Here is a 19,086-nt window from a genome sequence, read left to right as displayed (position 1 = left end):
GCTCAAGCCTTGGTGCTCAAGCCCTCGCACAGCTGCGCCAGGCTGGCCACCGTCGCATGCGGCGTGGCCCCCTCGTGCGGCCATTCCACGCCGGAGCGGTTGACCCACACCGCGAGCATGCCAGCATCCATCGCGGCCTTGACGTCCAGCATCGCGTCGTCCCCAATGTGCAGCACGCTGTGCGCGGGCACGCCCGCGGCCTTGGCCGCCAGATCGAAGATGCGCGCATCGGGCTTGGCAAAGCCCACGCGGTGCGCACTGACACTGGCGTGGAAGAATTTTCCCAGGCCGACGACATGCACATCGGCCGTGCCGTTGCTCAACGCCACGATGGGCCAGCGCGCGGCCAGGAACTCGAGCGCCGGCAGCACGTCCTCGAACAGCTCGACGCGCTGGCGCTCGGCAAAGAAGGCCTCGAACGCGGCCTCGGCCAGCGTATGGTCGTCGCCCGCGCGCGTCAGCGCCAGGCGTATCGATTCGCGCCGCAGCCCGTTGAGGTCGTGCGCCAGATCGGGCCGCAGGCTGCCGATCTCGTTGCGCACGGCGCGCACCGCCTCGGCGGTCTGCAGCGCCTGGGCAGTGGCCGGGGCGTGCGTGTGCAGCCACTGCAGCAGCACGCGCTCGGCGCGCTCGATCGTGGGCCAGATCGGCCACAGGGTGTCGTCGAGATCGAGGGTGATGGCGCGGATGCCGGAAAACGCGCTGAAGTCGGGTTGTGATTGCATAGGTTGTCCAAGAATACCGCAGCCGCCAGGGGCCGAAGCTGCGCGCGCACGCAGGCTTTGTCACAATCCATGCATGCTTTCACGCTTTGCGCCAGAACCTCCCTTCTCCCACGCCAGCGCGCCGCGCACTGGCGTGCTGCTGTGCAACCTCGGCACGCCCGATGCGCCCACGGCCCCGGCCGTGCGCCGCTATCTGGCGCAGTTCCTCGGCGACGACCGCGTGGTCGAGATCCCGAAGCTGGCCTGGTGGCCGATCCTGCACGGCATCATCCTGCGCACGCGTCCCGCGAAGTCCGCGGCGAAGTATGCGACGGTGTGGCATCCCCAGGATGGCTCGCCCCTCGCGCACTGGACGGCGCGCCAGTCGCTGCTGCTGCGCGGCTGGCTGGGCGAGGCCGGGCATTCGGTATTGGTGCGGCATGCGATGCGCTATGGCAACCCGTCCATTGCCAGCGAACTCGACGCGCTCAAGGCCGAAGGCGCCACGCGCATCCTGATCCTGCCGCTGTATCCGCAGTACTCGGGCACGACCACGGCCAGCGTGTTCGATGCGGTCTATGAATGGGCGCGCACGCAGCGCCATGTTCCGGAGCTGCGCTTCGTCAACCGCTACCACGACGATGCGGGCTATATCGACGCACTGGCCAGGCGCATCGAGGCGCACTGGCGCGACGCCGGGCGCAGCGCGCATCTGGTGATGAGCTTCCATGGCGTGCCCGCGCGCACGCTGGAGCTGGGTGATCCCTACCACTGCGAAAGCCAGAAGACCGGCCGCCTGCTGGCCGAGCGCCTGGGTCTTTCGCCCGAGCAATACACCGTCACCTTCCAGTCGCGCTTTGGCAAGGCCAGGTGGCTCGAGCCCTATACCGAGCCCACGCTGATCGCCATGGCGCAGCGCGGCGTGCACAGCGTCGATGTGGTGTGCCCGGGCTTCACCAGCGATTGCCTCGAGACGCTGGAGGAAATCAACCAGGAGGCGCGCGAAGCCTTCCTGCATGCGGGCGGCAAGGCGTTTGCGTATATCCCCTGCCTCAACGACAGCGCGCCCTGGATCACCGCGCTGAGCCAGATTGCGCAGCAGCACCTCGCAGGCTGGCCGCTGGATCGGCCGGATGAAGCAGCGCTGCAGCGCACGGCGCAGCGCGCCAGGGCGATGGGCGCAGCGAAGTGAGACGCTGCGGTCACCGCCGGCGCAAATGCCCCGTCGGCAGCGCGGTGGTGTACTTCACCTGGCTCAGCGCAAAGCTCGAACGGATGCTCGCCACGCTGGGAATCTGCGTCAGGCATTCGAGCAGCAGGTTCTGGTACTTGATCAGGTCCTCGATCACCACGCGCAGCATGAAGTCGGCCTCGCCGCTCATCAGATAGCACTCCATCACCTCGGGCCGGCGGGCGATCGCGCGCGTGAACACCTCCAGCGACTCCTTGTCCTGGTGCTTCAGCGAGACATGCACGAAGACGTTCACGGCAAGCCCCAGCTTGAGCGGGTCGACCAGCGACACCGAGGCGCGCAGCACCCCGTTTTGCTTCATTTCCGTGACCCGGCGCCAGCAGGGCGAGGCCGACAGGCCCACGCGCTCGGCCAGTTCCGCATTGCTCAGCTCGGCGTTCTTCTGCAGTTCATCGAGAATGCGCAGGCTGGCTTCGTCCAAGGTGATTTCGCTCAAGGCAATTCTTTCCGGCATTCAAATGATGCCCGGTATTTTCTTCCCGGTTTTGCGCCAAAGGCAGCAAACAAGACCAAGAATTTTCCGTGAATCTGGGTAAAACTACGCGCCCATCAGGTAGTTACCCTAATATGTCCAGTTCCCCCATCCTTGCAAAGACCTTCCAGGCCGCGCCCGCGCATCTGGCGCAGCGCTCCACTTTCCTGTGGCTTTGCGTGATGGTGCTGCTCTGGGGCTTGAGCTGGCCTGCCACCAGGCTGGCGCTGGATGTGGTGCCGCCGCTGTGGCTGGCCGCCATCCGCTTTGGCAGCGCCGCGCTGTGCCTGTTTGCCGTGCTCGCAATCCGCGGCCAGCTGGCATTCCCACCGCACCAGGACTGGCCGATCGTCGCCAGCATGGGCCTGCTGCAGATGATGACCTTCACCGGCCTGGGCATGATTGCCATGACCCACATGGACACCAGCCGCGCCGTGCTGCTGGCCTACACCACGCCGCTGTGGGGGGTCGTTGCCGGCTGGATGATATTGCGCCAGGCGCCGACGCGCTGGCAGTTGCTGGCCCTTGCCGTGGGCCTGGCGGGCGTGGCGCTGGTGTGCTCGCCCTGGGAAATGGACTGGACCGCGCCCGGCGCCGTCATGGGCACGGCCTTCCTGCTCACCGGCGCCATCTGCTGGTCGGTGGCGATCCTGCATATCAAGCGCCACCGCTGGACGGCCTCGCCGCTGGCGCTGGCGCCATGGCAGATGCTGCTGGCCAGCGTGCCGCTTTCGGGTTTTGCCTTTGCGCTGGAAGGCTCGCCAGCAGCCATTCCCTTTGACCCCAAGCTTCTGGAGCTGCTGCTGTTCATCGGGCCCATCGCCACCTCGGCCTGCTTTGTGATCTCGGCCGAGCACGGCCGCCGCATCAGCACCTTCGCCATGTCCAACTTCACGCTGGGCGTGCCGCTGGTGGGCATCCTGGCCTCGGTGCTGTTGCTGGGCAATCGGCTGTCGATGCTGTTTGCCGCCGGTTTATGCCTGGTGTTTTCCGGTATGGTGCTGGCCGCCGTGGCTGCGGCCCGCAAACGCTGATCCCCGACCGCTTATCACCACGGCGTATGTACTAAGAAATTAAATATCGTTGGTCCGAGTTGGATAAAACCCGACAATCTTGGGTTCGGTACGAACCCAAAGGAGTGACCATGAAGAAAATGCTTGCCTTTGCTGTGGCGTTGACCGCTGCCCAGTGGGTTGCGGCCGCACAGCCTTTGCTCACGCCAGCGCAGCTGAACGCGATCCAGGCGACATCGCCCGCCCTGCGCGTCATCGACATCCGCGATGCCAAGGCCTATGGCGCGCAGCACATTCCCGGCGCGCTCAATGCTCCCTATGCCAAGTGGCGCGGCCCCGCCACCAACCCGGGCGAGCTGCCCGATGTCTCCAAGCTCACGCAGCTCGTGCAATCGCTGGGTCTGACACCGTCCACCCACGCGGTCGTTGTCTCGACAGGCGCGGATGCCACCGATTTCGGCGCCTCGGCGCGCGTCTACTGGACGCTCAAGACCCTGGGACTCAAGGAATTGTCCATCGTCAACGGCGGCATGAAGTCCTGGGCCGATGCCAAGCTGCCGCAGGACAGCGCCACTCCCGAGGTCGCAGCCAGCCGTTGGCAGCCGCAGCTCGACAGCAGCCTGATCGCCACGCGCGAGGACATCCGCAGGAACATCGACCTGAGCAACGCGGCGCTGGTCGATTCGCGCCCCGATGCCTTCTACCAGGGCAAGACGCGCGCGCCCGCGGCCAAGCTCTCGGGCACGCTGCCCGGCGCGCAGCAGCTCGACTTCAACCAGTGGTTCGTGCCGGGCACCTCCACGTTTGTGGACGCCGCTGCGGCGCGCCAGATTGCCGCCAAGGTCCAGCGCCAGCAGGGCCAGGACATGGTGGCCTTCTGCAACACCGGCCACTGGGCTGCGACCGACTGGTTCGGCCTGAGCGAGATGGCCGGCTTGCCCAACGTCAAGCTGTATGCGGGCTCGATGGTCGACTGGACCCAGCAGCCGGACGCACCGGCGCTGGAAAACCAGCCCAGCCGCGCCGAGTCGCTGGCTTATGACGCGCGCCAGTGGTGGCAGCGCAAGTTCAAGTAAGCCGGCGCCCGCCCTGGCCGGCGCGCCCCGTGCGCGCCTTTTTTTTGCAACTTCCAACCGGATTGGTGGACATGAAACGTCTTCCCCTCGCGGCCTTGATGGCCGTTTTCCTTGGCTGGCTGCTCTGGACGGTGTCCGTGCGCCAGGCCGCCCTGTTTGCCGTGGGCATCGGCCTGGGCGCCGTGCTTGCGGGCCGGCGCTTTGGCTTTACCACCGGCTGGCGCATGCTGATCGAGGACAAGGATGCCAGCGGCGTCTTTGGCCAATTGCTGCTGCTGGCGCTGGCCGCGGCCCTTGCCATGCCTTTGCTGGGCACCTTCCCCGAGCTGACGGCAGCGCTTGGTCCTCCGAGCGTGAGCCTGCTGATCGGCGCCTTTGTCTTCGGCCTGTGCATGCAGATCGCCGACGGCTGCGGCAGCGGCACGCTCTACAAGGCGGGCATGGGCATTCCCATGAACGCTGCCATCCTGCCGATGTTTGCCATCGGCAGCTTCGTCGGCTCGCTGCACCTGGGCTGGTGGCTCGATCTCGGACGCGTGGCGCCCGTCGGTCTGGTCACCTCCTGGGGCTGGCCGACGGCCCTGGCTGCCACGCTGCTGGCGCTGGCGCTGATTGCCGTGGGCGTGCGCTGGTACGTCGGCCAGGCCAACGCCCGGCTGCAGCGCCCGGCGCAGCCGCTGTGGCAGCGCCGCTGGGTCGTGGGCGCCGTGCTGATTGCGGTCCTTGCGACCGCCAATCTGGTGATTGCCGGCCAGCCCTGGGGCGTGGTCTATGGCTTCGGCCTGTGGGCGGCCAAGGTGGCCAACGCCACGGGTGCGGTCGATCTCGCGCAGAACTGGTTCTGGAGCCAGCCTGGCAACGCCGCGCGGCTGCAGGAAACCGTGCTGCTGGACGTGACCAGCATCACCAATATCGGCATCCTGGCCGGTGCGCTTTGGGCTGCGGCCGGCAAACCCGCCGCCGCCAAGGCGCTGACCGGCACGCAGTGGGTCGTCGCGCTGGTCGCCGGCCTGGTGCTGGGCTACAGCTCGCGCCTGGCCTTCGGCTGCAATGTAGGCGCGATGATCTCGGGCATCAGCACCGGCAGCATCCATGGCTGGATCTGGGTACCGCTGGCCTTTGCCGGAACCATCTTCGGGCTGCGCATCCGCCGCCACTTCGGCTTCTGAGGAGCATCTCCATGACGCGAAAAACTATCTGGCGCACCGGCTTCTGGCTGGTGCTGGCGGCCTTCCTGGCCTGGGATTACCAGAACTCGGCGCCCGTCGATCTGCGCTACGAAGCGCCGCTGATTGCGGCGGGCTCGGGGCAGGCGATCCAGGGCGGACATTGCTCCATGCCGGATTGATCCCTGCCGGCAGCAGCCCATGCGACAAGGGCCGGGTCCTGCATTGCACAGGACCCGGCCCTTTTTGCTTGCGCCGGCTCAGACCCGGATGCGCCGCGCCAGCAACCGCGGCACGATCAGCACCGCCAGCACGATCACGATCAACGCCAGCGACATCGGCCGCTGCAGGAAGATCATCCAGCTGCCCTCGCCAATGGACACCGCATTGCGCATCTGCGCCTCGGCCAGCGGCCCCAGGATCATGCCCACCACCACCGGCGCGGTGGGGAAGTCGAAGCGCCGCATCAGCACGCCCAGCACGCCGACGCCATACAGCAGGAACAGATCGAAGGCGCTCTGGCGCATGCCGTAGGCCCCCACCGTGGCGAAGATCAGGATGCCCGCGTACAGCTGCGGCTTGGGGATGCGCAGAAGCTTGACCCAGAGCCCAACCATCGGCAGGTTCAGCACCAGCAGCATCAGATTGCCGATGTACAGCGAGGCGATCAGCGCCCAGACCAGCGTCGCCGAGCTCGTGAACAGCTGCGGGCCGGGGTTGATGCCGTAGTTCTGGAACGCGCCCAGCAGCACCGCCGTGGTGTTGGAGGTGGGAATGCCCAGCGTCAGCAGCGGAATCAGCGCCGCCGTCACGGTGGCATTGTTGGCCGCCTCGGGCCCGGCCACGCCCTCGATCGCACCCTGGCGGCCGAATTCCTCCTTGTCCTTGCCCTTGGCCAGCTTCTTCTCGGCCGCATAGCTCAGGAAAGTGGGGATCTCCGTGCCGCCAGCCGGAATGCAGCCAAAGGGCATGCCGATGGCCGTGCCGCGCAGCCAGGCGGGCAGCGAGCGGCGCCAGTCGCGTTTGGTCATGTGCACGCGGCCCATGCGGTTCTGCGTCTCGGCCGTATGGCCTTCGTACAGCGCCGCATAGAGCACCTCGGCCACGGCAAACAGGCCCACCGCCACCAGCACGATGTCGATGCCATCGAGCAGTTCCATCTTGCCGCCGGTGTAGCGCGCCGCGCCCGAGATCTGGTCCATGCCGATGCAGCCCGCGGCCAGGCCGATGAACAGCGCCGTCATGCCGCGCAGCCGGCTCTGGCCCAGCACCGCGCTCACGGTGGTGAAGGCCAGCACCATCAGCATGAAATACTCCGGCGGCCCCAGCCTGACGGCAAACTCCGCGACCGAAGGCGCGAACAGCGTGACCACCACGGTGGCAAAGGTGCCCGCCAGGAAGGAGCCGATGGCGGCCGTGGCCAGCGCCGCGCCCGCGCGCCCGCTCTTGGCCATCTTGTTGCCCTCCATGGCCGTGACCATGCTGGCCGTCTCCCCGGGCGTGTTCAGCAGGATCGAGGCCGTCGAGCCGCCATACATCGCGCCGTAGTAGATGCCGGCAAAGAAGATCATCGAGGCCGTGACCTCGACCTTGGCGGTGATCGGCAGCAGCATGGCCACCGCCACGGCGGGACCGATGCCCGGCAGCACGCCCACGGCGGTGCCGAGCGCGCAGCCGACCAGGGCCCAGAGCAGATTGACAGGGGTGATGGCGGTGGCGAAGCCCGCCATCAGGGCGTCGAGAATTTCCATCAGAGCCACCCCGTCCCGGTCAGGCCGGGCAAATTGATCGCCAGGAATTGCGTGAAGACCCAGAACACCGGCGCCGAGATGCACAGGCCCGAGAACAGGTCCACTCCCCAGGTGCGCAGCTGCCCGGCCTGCGGCTGGCCCGCGGCGCGGCGCAGCCCCTGCACCGCCAGCACATAGCACAGCGTGCAGCTCAGGATGAAGCCCAGCGTGGTGATCAGCGCCGCATTGAGCAGCAGGCCGGCCGAAACCCAGACCGCTGCCGGCCAGTCGGCCCGGTGGCTGCCCGTGGGCACCGCCATCGCGCGGAAGCCGCCGCTCAGCGCCTCCCACACCAGCCAGGCGCCGCACAGCGCCAGCACAGCCGCGCAGACCCAGGGCAGGAAGTTCGGCCCAACGCCGCCATAGCCCGCGTCACCGGGAATCTGCAGCGCGCCAAAGGCCAGGCCGGCCGCCACCAGCAGCACGCCCGCGCCCACTGCGGTCTGCAGCTGCACGGCAGGAATGGCACCGGTATCGGGAGGAGGAATATCGAGGGAATGAAGGGGGCTGGGATCGGTCATCGCATACCTGCACCAAACGCGCGCCGGGTGCGAAACCGCGGCGCCATGAAAAAACCGGCGGCAAGCCGCCGGCACTGGCCCGGCCCGGCATGCGGCCGGGCCTGGGGCTGGGAGATCAGACCATGCCGGACTTGACCATCGTGGCGCGCAGGCTGGCGAACTCGGTGTCGACGAACGAGGCAAACGCATCGCCCGCCAGCCAGGCCGCGGTCCAGTCGTTCTTCTTCATCGACTCGGCCCACGAGGGGCTCTTGACGGCCTTGTCGAGCATGGCGATCAGCGCGTCGCGCTGCGCGCGGCTGATGCCGGGCGCGCCATACACGCCGCGCCAGTTGCCGATCTCCACGTCGATGCCCTGCTCCTTGAGCGTGGGCACGTTCGAGCCCGCCAGGCGCTGGCCGGAGGTCACGGCAATGGCCTTCATCTTGCCGCTGGAGATGTACTCGGCGAATTCGCTCATGCCGCTGCCGCCGACGGTGACATTGCCGCCCAGGATGGCGGAGATGGCCTCGCCGCCGCCACGGAATGCGACGTAGTTGATCTTCGCCGGGTCCACGCCCACGGCGCGCGCGATCATTGCCGCGGCAATGTGCTCGGTCGAGCCGCGCGAGCCGCCGCCCCACTTGATGCTGCCCGGGTCTTTCTTGAGCTGCGCCACGACGTCGGCCATGGTCTTGTAGGGCGAGTTGGCCGGCAGCACGAACACGTTGTATTCGCTGGTCAGGCGCGCCAGCGGCGTGGCCTGCGTCAGGTTCACCGGCGGCTTGCCGGTGATGATGCCGCCCAGCATCACGGCGCCCATCACCATCAGCGCGTTCGGGTCGCCCTTGCTGCCGTTGACGAACTGCGCCAGGCCGATGGCGCCGGCGGCGCCGCCCTTGTTGTCATAGGTCACCGACGAGGCCACGCCCGCGTCCTGCAGCGCCTTGCCCAGCGCGCGGCCGGTGGTGTCCCAGCCGCCGCCCGGGTTGGCCGGCAGCATCATCTTGACGGCCTGGGCCGCCTGCGCGCTCAGGGGCAGCGCACCGCCGACGGCGAGCGCGGCCAGGGAATGAAGGAAGGTATCTCGGCGCATTTTTGTCTCCTGGGTTTTGGTCGTCGGTTCCTGTCGCGCCATCATGTGACAGTTAGCTGTCAAAAGGCTGTACGCAAGCCTAGGTGTAATCCCCTAAACCAGCGCCGTCCTACGCTGCGAATCCGTCGCCTCGCCCGCCAGGTGCTAACCTCCCGCCCCATGCGCCTGCTGCTTGTAGAAGACGACCCCGCGATGCGTGCCACGCTGCAGCGCACGCTCGCGCGCCGCGGCATGCAGGTGCGCACCGCGGCCGACGGCCCCGCGGCCTTGCACGAATGGCAGACGGGCCTGCCCGACACCGTGGTGCTGGACCTGAGCCTGCCCGGGCTCGACGGCCTGCAGGTGCTGGCCGCCGCGCGCCAGCAGGGCCTGCGCACGCCGGTGCTGATCCTCACCGCGCGCGACAGCGTGGGCGACCGGGTGCTGGGCCTGAACGCCGGCGCCGACGACTATCTGACCAAGCCCTTCGATCTCGACGAGCTCGAGGCCCGGCTGCGCGCGCTGCTGCGCCGCAGTACCGGCCTGGCAAACCCGCCGGCAAACGAAGATGCGGTGCTCGGCGCGCTGCGCTATGAAAAGCAAAGCGGCGCGCTCTATGCCTGGGGCCAGCCGCTGGAGCTCACCCCGCGCGAGCGCGCGCTGGTGCAGGCGCTGATGGCCCGCCCCGGCCATGCGGTGGCCAAGGAGCGGCTGTTCGCGCTGGTCTTCCCCGGAGAAACCGAAGTGCAGTACGAAGCCGTCGAAGTCGTGGTCTACCGGCTGCGCAAGAAGCTCGCCGGCACGGGCGTGACGCTCATGACGCTGCGCGGCCTTGGCTATCTGCTCAAGGCCGACGATTGAAAGCCATGGCCAGCGCGCGCGAACGCCCCGCCTGGTCGCTGCGCCGCCAGCTGCTGGTGGGCATCCTGGTGCCGGTGCTGCTGCTGATCGGCTTCAGCACCTGGAGCCTGCATCGCCAGACCCTGACGGCATTGAACACCGCCTACGACCGCACGCTGCTGGCCTCTGCCAAGAGCATCAGCGAACAGCTGGGCGTGTATGGCTACGACGACCAGGCCGAGCTGCGCGCGCTGGTGCCCTACTCCGCGCTGGAGATCTTCGAGGCCGACAACCAGAGCCGCATGTTCTACCGCGTCTCGACCATGGGCGGCGAGATGGTGTCGGGTTTTGCCGAGCTGCCGATGTGGCGCGGGCGCATCCCGCAGCGCCCGCCCTATGCGGCGCTGGTGGATTTCTACGATGCCCGGTTCCGCGGCGTGCCGGTGCGCATGGCCGTGCTGCTGCAGCCCGTGTCCAGCTCCGAGGGCCGCGGCATGGCCGTGATCCAGGTGGCCGAAACGCTGGAGCTGCGCGAGGCCCAGGCCTGGCCGATCCTGTGGCGCACGCTGGCCAGTCAGGCCCTGCTGGTGGCCGTGGTGGCATGCATCGTGGTGCTGGTGGTGCAGCGCGCGACGCAGCCCGTGCGCGCGCTCAGCACGGCGCTGCAATCGCGCCGCCAGGGCGACCTGAGCCCGCTGCATGCGCCCGCGGCCGCGCGCGAGCTGCAGCCCCTGGTGCAGGCCACCAACCAGGTCATGCAGCGCCTGCGCCTGCTGCTGGCGCACCAGAAGCGCTTCGTGCGCGATGCCTCGCACCAGTTGCGCACGCCGCTGGCGGTGCTCAAGACCCAGGTGCAGTCGGCGCAGCGCGGCGATGTGCCTGCGGCTCAGGCCTTTGCCGAGATCGGCGCCACCGTCGAGCGCGCAACGCAGCTGGCCAACCAGATGCTGGCGCTGGCCAAGGTCGAGCAGCTGCGCCAGCAGGCCGATGCCGCGCAGCCCTGCGCCTGGGACGAGATCGTGCGCGAGATCGCTCTGGACCTGTCCCCGCTGATTGCCGAGAAAGATCTCGACTTCGAACTGCGGGCCGGGCAGCAGGTCAGCGTCGATGCGCACGGCTGGATGCTGCGCGAGCTCACGCGCAACCTGCTGCACAACGCCATCCGCCACAGCCCCGCATGCGGCTGGCTGCGCGTGCAACTGGTAGCCATGCCCGATCCGGCCGCGCCCGGCACCCTGGCCCGTCTATGCATCAGCGACAGCGGTCCGGGCATCGGCGAAGAGCTGGCCCAGCGCCTGTTCCAGCCCTTCTCCGCTGGCGATGTGCAGGCCGGCTCGGGTCTGGGCCTGGCCATCTGCCACGAAATCGTCCAGGCATTGGGCGGCCAGCTTCAGTTGCGCAATCGCAGCAGCGCTCCCCGCGGTCTCGATGCCGTGGCCACGCTGCATGGCAGCGCGGCCATGTTCCACGCAGCCCACAGGGACACTACCGCGTCCCCCACCGAACAGGCACAATTTCACCCATGAACGAATTGCAAACCATGCGTCTGGACAAATGGCTCTGGTGCGCGCGTTTCTACAAGACGCGCAGCCTGGCTGTCGAGGAAATAGGCAAGGGCCGGGTCACCGTGAATGGCTTGCACGCCAAAGCGGCACGCGAGCTGAAAGTCGGCGACACCGTCCATTTGCGCCAGGGCCCGGTTGCCCGCACCGTGGTGGTCCGTGGCCTGATGCCCTCGCGCGGTCCGGCCAGCGTCGCCCAGGGGCTCTACGCCGAAACCCCCGAAAGCCTGGCCGAACGCGAGCGCCTGGCCGAACAGCGCCGCCTGGCGCCCGAACCCGCCACCACTCTCACCGAGGGCCGCCCCACCAAGCGCGACCGCCGCGACATCGACCGCGCGCGCGCCACCGACTGGAACGACCGCTGGAGCGCATCGATCGATTGAGCGCGTCGGCTCCCACCGTGCATCCCGAGCTCTGCTCCCGCCGTTCGTCCTGAGCCCTGGCCGCCACCGTTCATCCTGAGCTTGTCGAAGGATGACGGGCCAGCTTTAAAGAGACGTCCAAGGTTCGCCAGGCTCATCACGAACGGTTCAATTCACCGCTCGTCCTGAGCTCAACTTCCGTTCGTCCTAAGCTTGCCTGCGCGGTCCGGTCGAAGGATGAACAGCCTGTCCTCCGGCTCAGCCCCTCCTCCTGCTCGCTCCTGGACGCGCCAGGCAAAGGGTGAAGCCCCTCAAGCCTGCCGACTTTCCTCCCCCACCCGCGGCAGCACCAGATTCATCACCATCGCCGCCATCGCCCCCACGGTGACCGCCGAGCCCAGCAGATACTGCAGCATGTCCGGCAGCGACTGCACCCAAGCCTTGGGCGCCAGCGTGGCAAAGAAGGCGCAGATCAGCGGAATGCCCACCACCAGCATCGCGCGCTCATCGAGATGCACATGGCGCAGGATGCGGATGCCGGCCATCGAGATCGTGATGCACACCACGGCAAACACGCCGCCAATGACCGGCGCGGGAATGGCGGCGATCAGCGCCGAGAACTTGCCGACGAAACCCAGCACCGCCAGCACCACGCCAATGGCCACGAACACCATTCGGCTGGCCACGCCGGTGATGGAAATCACCCCGGCATTGGTCGAGTAGCCCGTGACCGGCGTCGCGCCGATGAGAGCTGCCACGCCGCAGCCAATGCCCTCGCCCATGGCACCGCGGTCCAGCTGCCTGTCGGTGATAGGCTGGTCGATCACCGCCGACACCGCGAACCAGGTGCCGGTGGTCTCGGCCATCACCACCATGTAGATCAAGACGAAGGTCAGAATCGCCGGCAGCGAGAACTGCAGTTCATAGTCGACGAACGCCATCTTCGGCAGCATCAGCCAGGGCGCGGCCGCCACGGCATCGAAGGAAAACTGACCGATGAACGATGCCGCAATGGTGCCGCCCACCAGCGCGATCACCACCGACAGCAGCCGCACCCACACACCCACACGGTTGTTGAAGCGCAGGCCGATCATCATGGCCAGCACCAGCAGCGCGGCCGACAGCGCGGCGAGCGCGATGTTCTGGTTGATGGTGGAACTGCCATGCACCGCAAACACATTGGCCGTGAGCGCGATCGGCAGCAGCGACAGTCCCACCACCAGGATGATCGAGCCCCCGACGATCGGCGGCACCAGCCAGCGGATCAGCCGGTGGAACCAGCCCAGCGCACCCAGCGCGATCACCAGCAGTGCGCCCGGAATCAGCGCGCCATAGACCGAGCCCATGCCGGTGAGACCCGCGCCACCGGCCAGCGCCACCGCGATGATCGCGCCCAAAGGAATATAGGATGGCCCCTGTGCCACCGGCATGCGCATGCACCAGGCGGTCTGGATGATGGTCGCGATGCCGGCCGCGAGAAAGGTAGACTGGATCAGCGAGGCCGAATCGGCCTGCGACAGCGCCAGGGCCGAGGCGATGATGAACGGCACGACATACACATCCATCGCCATCACATGCTGCACGCCCAGCAGCAGGGCCTTGGTGAGGGTGACGCGGTCGTCGGGCTGGGCGATCAGGCGCCCTTCGTAGGCAGTAGGGTTTGTCATGTATGCTGCATTCAGCTGAGGTTGGAGAGCACCGCGCCGCGGCAATGCACCAGCGCGCCCTGCACCCAGGTCTGGGCCACATTGGCGCGCGTCGCGTTGTAGATGATTTTCTGCAGCACGTCGGCCGGGCTGTCGCTGCCGGGCCAGATGCAGATATTGGAGTCGGGCGCATGGCAATCGACCACGATGGCGTCGAAGTGCTGTCCGGCCTCGATGCGGCCGATCGGCAGGTCCAGCGCCGCACCGCCCGCCGCCGTCGCCAGCCACAGTGCGAACACATGGTCGATGCGCGCATCGTGGCGCCCGCGCTGCGCGGACGGCAGATCAGGGTCCACCCCTTCGTCCAGCGCATAGGACGCGGTGATGGCATGGCGGCAGGCATCGAACATCGAGGGACTGTAGCCGCCCGAGATATCGCTGCCCAGCCCCATGCCCATGTGCCGTGCATGCCCGGACCGCGCCGGGAACACGCTGTTGGCGAAGTAGAAGTTCGACAGCGGGCAGTGCGCCACTGACGCCCCGACCTCGGCCATCAGCGCGACATCCTCCGGCGTCAGGAAGTTCGCATGCGCCACCACCGTGCGGCGCGTCAGCAGGCCGAAGCGGTGCAGCGCATGCGCATCGGTCATGCCGGTGCGCTCCAGCACATGCTGGTGCGCCCAGTCGCTTTCGGAGCAATGCGTCTGCACATGCACGCCCGTGCGCTGTGCCAGCGCGCCCAGGCCTTCGAGCAGTGCGTCGGTGCAGCTGGGAATGAAACGCGGCGTGATCACCGGCAGCACCAGACCACCGGCATTGCCCGGCAGCCCTGCCAGCGTGCCGATGAATGCCTCGGTCCCCTCGATCGCCGCCTGCGCGCTGGCATCGCGGTAGAACTCCGGGCACTGGCTGGGCTCGTCCATGGCCACGCGCCCCACCAGGGCGCGCTGCCCCTGGCGCAGGCACTGCTCGGCCAGCACCCGGTTGCCGCCGTCATGGAGCGTGCCGAAATACATGGCCGTGGTCGTGCCATTGGCCAGCAGATGGCGCACCAGCGGACGGTAGACGCTCTCGGCAAAGGCCTCGTCGCCATAGCGCGCCTCGAGCGGGAAGGTGTTGCGCTGCAGCCAGTCCGCCAGCGGCACATCGAGCGCCTTGCCCATCTGCGGCCATTGGGGCGCATGCACATGCACGTCGATCAGCCCCGGCAGCAGATAGCTGCCCTCGGGCAGCTCGCGCAACTGGCCCGTGGCCGCATGGCGCGCACGCTCCCCGGCCCAGCGCGGATCATCGCGCGCAATCACCGATTCGATCACGCCAGTGGATGACACCACCACCAGCGCATCGACCTGAACGCGCAGCGCATCGGAGCGTGGGGTATCGAAAGCCGTGCATTGCAGCGCCCAGGCCTGGCCCGGCGTCGGTGGAGAAAACAAAGAGGAGTTCATGGACAGCGCCCTCCGCGGGCGGGCGCCGCCTGAGGCCCGGGCGCCCAAAAGGCACGCATTCTACGGCTGCCCGCACGGCGCCACCACGGCGGGGTCTTAGTCCTTTGCCTCTGCCCATCGAACTGGACGGCAATCCCGTCTTCAACTTGCTTTCAAGCTCTCATTTTTGAGGCATCCTACGCAGCTCGAACGTGGTCAAAGCCACATGCCAGGCGGCGCTTTGCCGCGTGGCTTTCTTGCACCTCTTGAGTGACGGCCCCGTGCCGATGAATGCAGTGAATTCTGGTCACACCCTGGCGCGCCTGACGCGGCGCGTCGCCCTTGCCGCCACGCTGATCGCGGCGGCGGCGGTTTCCGCCAAGCCCTCCCCCGCCATCACCGCGCTGCCGGCGAACGCCTTTGCCGACTGCCCCGGGTTCTTCGTCGCCGGCCATGTGCCAGCGCCGCCGCTGGGCGTGGGCAAGCTGCGTGCCCTGTGCTATGACGCCTTTGCGGTGCTGCACAACGGTGAAAGCAAGACCCCGGTCTATGTGGCGCAACGCCTGAACCGCGCGCTGGTCGACGACGCAGATGAAAAGCGCACCAACAAATTCTTTGCCGATGCGCGCCTGCCGCGCAGCGAACGCGCCGAACTCGACGATTACAAGCGCTCGGGCTACTCCCGCGGCCACATGGCCCCTGCGGGCGACATGCCTACAGCGCGCGCCATGGCGCAAAGCTTCTCGCTGGCCAACATGGTGCCCCAGGCCATCAAGCACAATTCCGGCCCCTGGGCGCGCATCGAAAAAGACACCCGCAGCTACGCCCACCGTGCCCAGGGGGATGTATATGTCTTCACCGGCCCGGTTTTCGCGCCAGGCAGCAGCACCGTCGGCAGCGGTCAGGTACGCGTGCCCACCCATCTCTACAAACTGGTCTACGACGCCACCACCCGCCGCTCCTGGGCCTACTGGCAGGCCAACGACGACGCCGAGCGCGTGTCGAAGCCGATCAGCTACGAGGAATTGGTACAGCGCACCGGCATCCAGTTCCTGCCGCAGGCCATCCGGACCACTTCACGTTGAGCTTGGGGCAAACCATTCGTCCTGAGCCTGTCGAAGGATGAAGGGCCTTACCTATAGATCAAGCACGGCCTCACTCTGGCTGAACGCAGGCATCGTCGCAAACCGTTCGTCCTGAGCCTGTCGAAGGATGAAGGGCCTTACCTATAGATCAAGCACGGCCTCACTCTGGCTGAACGCAGGGCATCGTCGCAAACCGTTCGTCCTGAGCCTGTCGAAGGATGAAGCGCCTTACCTATAGATCAAGCACGGCCTCACTCTGGCTGAACGCAGGGCGTCGTTGCAAACCGTTCGTCCTGAGCCTGTCGAAGGATGAAGGGCCTTACCTATAGATCAAGCACGGCTTCACTCTGGCTGAACGCAGGCATCGTCGCAAACCGTTCGTCCTGAGCCTGTCGAAGGATGAAGGGCCTTACCTATAGATCAAGCACGGCTTCACTCTGGCTGAACGCAGGCATCGTCGCAAACCGTTCGTTCTGAGCCTGTCGAAGGATGAAGGGCCTTACCTATAGATCAAGCACGGCCTCACTCTGGCTGAACGCAGGGCATCGTCGCAAACCGTTCGTCCTGAGCCTGTCGAAGGATGAAGCGCCTTACCTATAGATCAAGCACGGCCTCACTCTGGCTGAACGCAGGGCATCGTCACAAACCGTTCGTCCTGAGCCTGTCGAAGGATGAAGCGCCTTACCTATAGATCAAGCACGGTCTCACTCTCGTCCGTGCCCAGTTACCCCTTGAGCTTCTCCAGATCCTCCACCGTCAACCACCTCCACTGCCCCGGCGCCAGATCCTCCGGCAGATCCAGGCTGCCGATACGTGCCCGATGCAACCCTTCCACCCGGTTGCCTACCGCCGCCAGCATGCGCTTGACCTGGTGGTACTTTCCTTCGGTCAGCGTCAGATCCAGCACATGGCTGTCCACCAGCACGCAGGCCGCTGCCTTGACCGGCTTGGGATCGTCATCGAGCACGACGCCGGCCAGCAGACGGTCCACCATCTCCTGCGTTACCGGATGCTTTGCCGTCACACGATAGACCTTGGGCACATGCTTCTTCGGCGAGCTCATGCGGTGGATGAACTGCCCATCGTCGCTGAGCAGCAACATGCCGGTCGTATCCTGGTCCAGCCGTCCCACGGCCTGCAGGCCCTGGATAGCACTCTTGCAGGGCCGCTGGCGCAGCGGCGCAGGCAGCAATGTGTAGATACTGGGATAGGTCGACGGCTTTTGCGAGCACTCGGTACCAGCCGGCTTGTGCAGCACGACATAGCCCTTGGCGTGGTATTCCCAGTCCACACCCTGGACCCGCATGCGCAGTCCTTCGGGATCGAAATCAGCCGTCGAATCCGTACATTTCACCGGCGCGGCCGACGGGTCATCCTGGGGATAGATTTCCACCCAGCCCTGCTGCACCAGACCGGCACATACACGACGGGTTCCAAACCCTTGCGAATAAAGAATGTCTTGCAGTTGCATGGCGATATAGCTCAAGAAAAAACAAAACCCCCAGGCCTTTGGGGCGCTGGGGGTTTGCTGCTGTAAGAGCCTGACAATGACCTACTTTCACACGGGAACCCGCACTATCATCGGCGCAAAGTCGTTTCACTGTCCTGTTCGGGATGGGAAGGAGTGGAGCCAACTTGCTATGGTCATCAGGCATAACTTTTTGCCTTTTCGTTCGGTTTGTCGAACAACTCGGCGAATTCATAGAGACTGAAATCAGATTATTTTGACTGCGCCATCTTTGGCATAACTGTCTTCGATCCGCTGGGGATCAAAGTTATAGGGTCAAGCCTCACGAGCAATTAGTATTGGTTAGCTTAACGCATTGCTGCGCTTCCACACCCAACCTATCAACGTCCTGGTCTCGAACGACTCTTCAGGGGGGTCAAGCCCCCGGCAGATCTCATCTTGAAACGAGTTTCCCGCTTAGATGCTTTCAGCGGTTATCTCTTCCACACTTAGCTACTCGGCAATGCCACTGGCGTGACAACCGATACACCAGAGGTGTGTCCACTCCGGTCCTCTCGTACTAGGAGCAGGCTTCCTCAAATCTGCAGCGCCCACGGAAGATAGGGACCAAACTGTCTCACGACGTTTTAAACCCAGCTCACGTACCTCTTTAAATGGCGAACAGCCATACCCTTGGGACCGACTACAGCCCCAGGATGAGATGAGCCGACATCGAGGTGCCAAACACCGCCGTCGATATGAACTCTTGGGCGGTATCAGCCTGTTATCCCCAGAGTACCTTTTATCCGTTGAGCGATGGCCCTTCCATACAGAACCACCGGATCACTATGTCCTGCTTTCGCATCTGCTCGACTTGTCAGTCTCGCAGTTAAGCACGCTTATGCCATTGCACTATCGTCACGATGTCCGACCGTAACTAGCGTACCTTCGAACTCCTCCGTTACGCTTTGGGAGGAGACCGCCCCAGTCAAACTGCCTACCATGCACTGTCCCCGATCCCGGTAAGGGACCTAGGTTAGAACCTCAAACACACCAGGGTGGTATTTCAACGTTGGCTCCATGAGAACTAGCGTCCTCACTTCAAAGCCTCCCACCTATCCTACACAGATCTGTTCAAAGTCCAATACAAAGCTACAGTAAAGGTTCATGGGGTCTTTCCGTCTTTCCGCGGGGAGATTGCATCATCACAAACATTTCAACTTCGCTGAGTCTCTGGAGGAGACAGTGTGGCCATCGTTACGCCATTCGTGCAGGTCGGAACTTACCCGACAAGGAATTTCGCTACCTTAGGACCGTTATAGTTACGGCCGCCGTTTACTGGGACTTCAATCAAGAGCTTGCACCCCATCATTTAATCTTCCAGCACCGGGCAGGCGTCACACCCTATACGTCCACTTTCGTGTTTGCAGAGTGCTGTGTTTTTATTAAACAGTCGCAGCCACCGATTTTTTGCAACCGCTTTGGGCTCCCCTTGTGCAGGATCACCTACTTGCGGCATACCTTCTCCCGAAGTTACGGTATCAATTTGCCGAGTTCCTTCTCCAGAGTTCTCTCAAGCGCCTTAGAATACTCATCTCGCGCACCAGTGTCGGTTTGCGGTACGGTCGTGTGTAGCTGAAGCTTAGTGGCTTTTCCTGGAAGCTGGGTA

At 65.6% G+C, this 19,086-nt stretch carries 17 protein-coding genes and 2 rRNA genes (1 of these 19 only partly in view); 9 read left to right on the top strand and 10 right to left on the bottom strand.

The window, feature by feature from the left end:
• Nucleotides 1-2: 2 nt before the first annotated feature.
• On the bottom strand, nucleotides 3-725 hold the full coding sequence (locus M9799_RS13990; protein ID WP_231044508.1) for an HAD family hydrolase: 723 nt from the start codon (nucleotides 723-725) through the stop codon (nucleotides 3-5).
• Between the two features lie 73 nt (nucleotides 726-798).
• On the opposite strand from M9799_RS13990, the gene hemH reads away from it, so the two are divergent.
• Entirely contained in the window at nucleotides 799-1,896 is a 1,098-nt protein-coding gene (gene hemH, locus M9799_RS13985; RefSeq protein ID WP_231044507.1) for a ferrochelatase, read from the top strand.
• A gap of 10 nt (nucleotides 1,897-1,906) precedes the next feature.
• Here the strand turns inward: hemH and M9799_RS13980 are convergent, their stop codons facing one another.
• On the bottom strand, nucleotides 1,907-2,392 hold the full coding sequence (locus tag M9799_RS13980) for an Lrp/AsnC family transcriptional regulator (RefSeq protein WP_231044506.1): 486 nt from the start codon (nucleotides 2,390-2,392) through the stop codon (nucleotides 1,907-1,909).
• Between the two features lie 131 nt (nucleotides 2,393-2,523).
• Between M9799_RS13980 and M9799_RS13975 the strand changes: the two genes are divergently transcribed.
• The 4 genes from M9799_RS13975 (at nucleotide 2,524) to M9799_RS13960 (ending at nucleotide 5,865) form a co-directional block, all read left to right on the top strand.
• Nucleotides 2,524-3,462, top strand: coding sequence for a DMT family transporter (locus tag M9799_RS13975; RefSeq protein ID WP_231044505.1), 939 nt, complete (start codon nucleotides 2,524-2,526; stop codon nucleotides 3,460-3,462).
• 110 nt (nucleotides 3,463-3,572) lie between these two features.
• The gene (locus M9799_RS13970; RefSeq protein ID WP_231044504.1) at nucleotides 3,573-4,517 is read left to right on the top strand and encodes a sulfurtransferase; all 945 of its coding nucleotides are present in this window, start codon (nucleotides 3,573-3,575) and stop codon (nucleotides 4,515-4,517) included.
• A 71-nt stretch (nucleotides 4,518-4,588) separates the two neighbouring features.
• Nucleotides 4,589-5,686 (top strand): YeeE/YedE thiosulfate transporter family protein, encoded by a 1,098-nt coding sequence (locus M9799_RS13965; protein ID WP_231044503.1) that lies wholly within the window; start codon nucleotides 4,589-4,591, stop codon nucleotides 5,684-5,686.
• 11 nt (nucleotides 5,687-5,697) lie between these two features.
• Nucleotides 5,698-5,865, top strand: a complete 168-nt coding sequence (locus tag M9799_RS13960) for a hypothetical protein (protein WP_231044502.1) — start codon at nucleotides 5,698-5,700, stop codon at nucleotides 5,863-5,865.
• A 78-nt stretch (nucleotides 5,866-5,943) separates the two neighbouring features.
• Here the strand turns inward: M9799_RS13960 and M9799_RS13955 are convergent, their stop codons facing one another.
• From M9799_RS13955 to M9799_RS13945, 3 genes are all read right to left on the bottom strand, one after another.
• Nucleotides 5,944-7,434, bottom strand: coding sequence for a tripartite tricarboxylate transporter permease (locus M9799_RS13955; protein ID WP_231044501.1), 1,491 nt, complete (start codon nucleotides 7,432-7,434; stop codon nucleotides 5,944-5,946).
• Nucleotides 7,434-7,994: a tripartite tricarboxylate transporter TctB family protein gene (locus M9799_RS13950; protein WP_231044500.1), complete on the bottom strand. Its 561-nt coding sequence runs from the start codon at nucleotides 7,992-7,994 to the stop codon at nucleotides 7,434-7,436. Before M9799_RS13950 ends, M9799_RS13955 begins: the two co-directional genes overlap by 1 nt.
• A 115-nt stretch (nucleotides 7,995-8,109) precedes the next feature.
• Nucleotides 8,110-9,069, bottom strand: a complete 960-nt coding sequence (locus M9799_RS13945; protein ID WP_231044499.1) for a Bug family tripartite tricarboxylate transporter substrate binding protein — start codon at nucleotides 9,067-9,069, stop codon at nucleotides 8,110-8,112.
• Between the two features lie 159 nt (nucleotides 9,070-9,228).
• Here M9799_RS13945 and M9799_RS13940 point away from each other — a divergent pair, with 159 nt between their 5' ends.
• The 3 genes from M9799_RS13940 to M9799_RS13930 are packed head-to-tail and all read left to right on the top strand — an operon-like array spanning nucleotide 9,229 to nucleotide 11,833.
• The gene (locus M9799_RS13940; RefSeq protein ID WP_231044498.1) at nucleotides 9,229-9,909 is read left to right on the top strand and encodes a response regulator; all 681 of its coding nucleotides are present in this window, start codon (nucleotides 9,229-9,231) and stop codon (nucleotides 9,907-9,909) included.
• Nucleotides 9,910-9,914: 5 nt separating this feature from the next.
• The gene (locus M9799_RS13935; protein WP_231044731.1) at nucleotides 9,915-11,414 is read left to right on the top strand and encodes a sensor histidine kinase; all 1,500 of its coding nucleotides are present in this window, start codon (nucleotides 9,915-9,917) and stop codon (nucleotides 11,412-11,414) included.
• Complete coding sequence (locus M9799_RS13930; protein ID WP_231044497.1) at nucleotides 11,411-11,833, top strand: RNA-binding S4 domain-containing protein; 423 nt, start codon at nucleotides 11,411-11,413, stop codon at nucleotides 11,831-11,833. The genes M9799_RS13935 and M9799_RS13930 overlap by 4 nt, the downstream gene beginning before the upstream one ends.
• A gap of 290 nt (nucleotides 11,834-12,123) precedes the next feature.
• Here M9799_RS13930 and M9799_RS13925 read toward each other — a convergent pair whose 3' ends face one another.
• A complete protein-coding gene (locus M9799_RS13925; RefSeq protein ID WP_231044496.1) occupies nucleotides 12,124-13,479 on the bottom strand; it encodes a uracil-xanthine permease family protein in 1,356 nt (451 codons plus the stop codon).
• 11 nt (nucleotides 13,480-13,490) lie between these two features.
• Nucleotides 13,491-14,906, bottom strand: a complete 1,416-nt coding sequence (gene guaD / locus M9799_RS13920; RefSeq protein ID WP_231044495.1) for a guanine deaminase — start codon at nucleotides 14,904-14,906, stop codon at nucleotides 13,491-13,493.
• Between the two features lie 266 nt (nucleotides 14,907-15,172).
• Here guaD and M9799_RS13915 point away from each other — a divergent pair, with 266 nt between their 5' ends.
• Nucleotides 15,173-15,970 (top strand): DNA/RNA non-specific endonuclease, encoded by a 798-nt coding sequence (locus M9799_RS13915; RefSeq protein WP_377008289.1) that lies wholly within the window; start codon nucleotides 15,173-15,175, stop codon nucleotides 15,968-15,970.
• Between the two features lie 724 nt (nucleotides 15,971-16,694).
• On the opposite strand, the gene M9799_RS13910 is transcribed toward M9799_RS13915, so the two are convergent.
• The 3 genes from M9799_RS13910 to M9799_RS13900 all read right to left on the bottom strand — a co-directional run.
• Entirely contained in the window at nucleotides 16,695-17,441 is a 747-nt protein-coding gene (locus M9799_RS13910) for a 16S rRNA pseudouridine(516) synthase (RefSeq protein ID WP_231044493.1), read from the bottom strand.
• A gap of 68 nt (nucleotides 17,442-17,509) precedes the next feature.
• Nucleotides 17,510-17,622, bottom strand: a 5S ribosomal RNA gene (gene rrf, locus M9799_RS13905).
• Between the two features lie 127 nt (nucleotides 17,623-17,749).
• Nucleotides 17,750-19,086 (bottom strand): 23S ribosomal RNA (locus M9799_RS13900) (it continues 1,539 nt past the right edge of the window).

The sequence above is a fragment of the Comamonas endophytica genome, from assembly GCF_023634805.2.
Taxonomy (GTDB): Bacteria; Pseudomonadota; Gammaproteobacteria; order Burkholderiales; family Burkholderiaceae_C; genus Comamonas; species Comamonas endophytica.
This window is presented reverse-complemented; position numbering and strand designations above follow the sequence as displayed.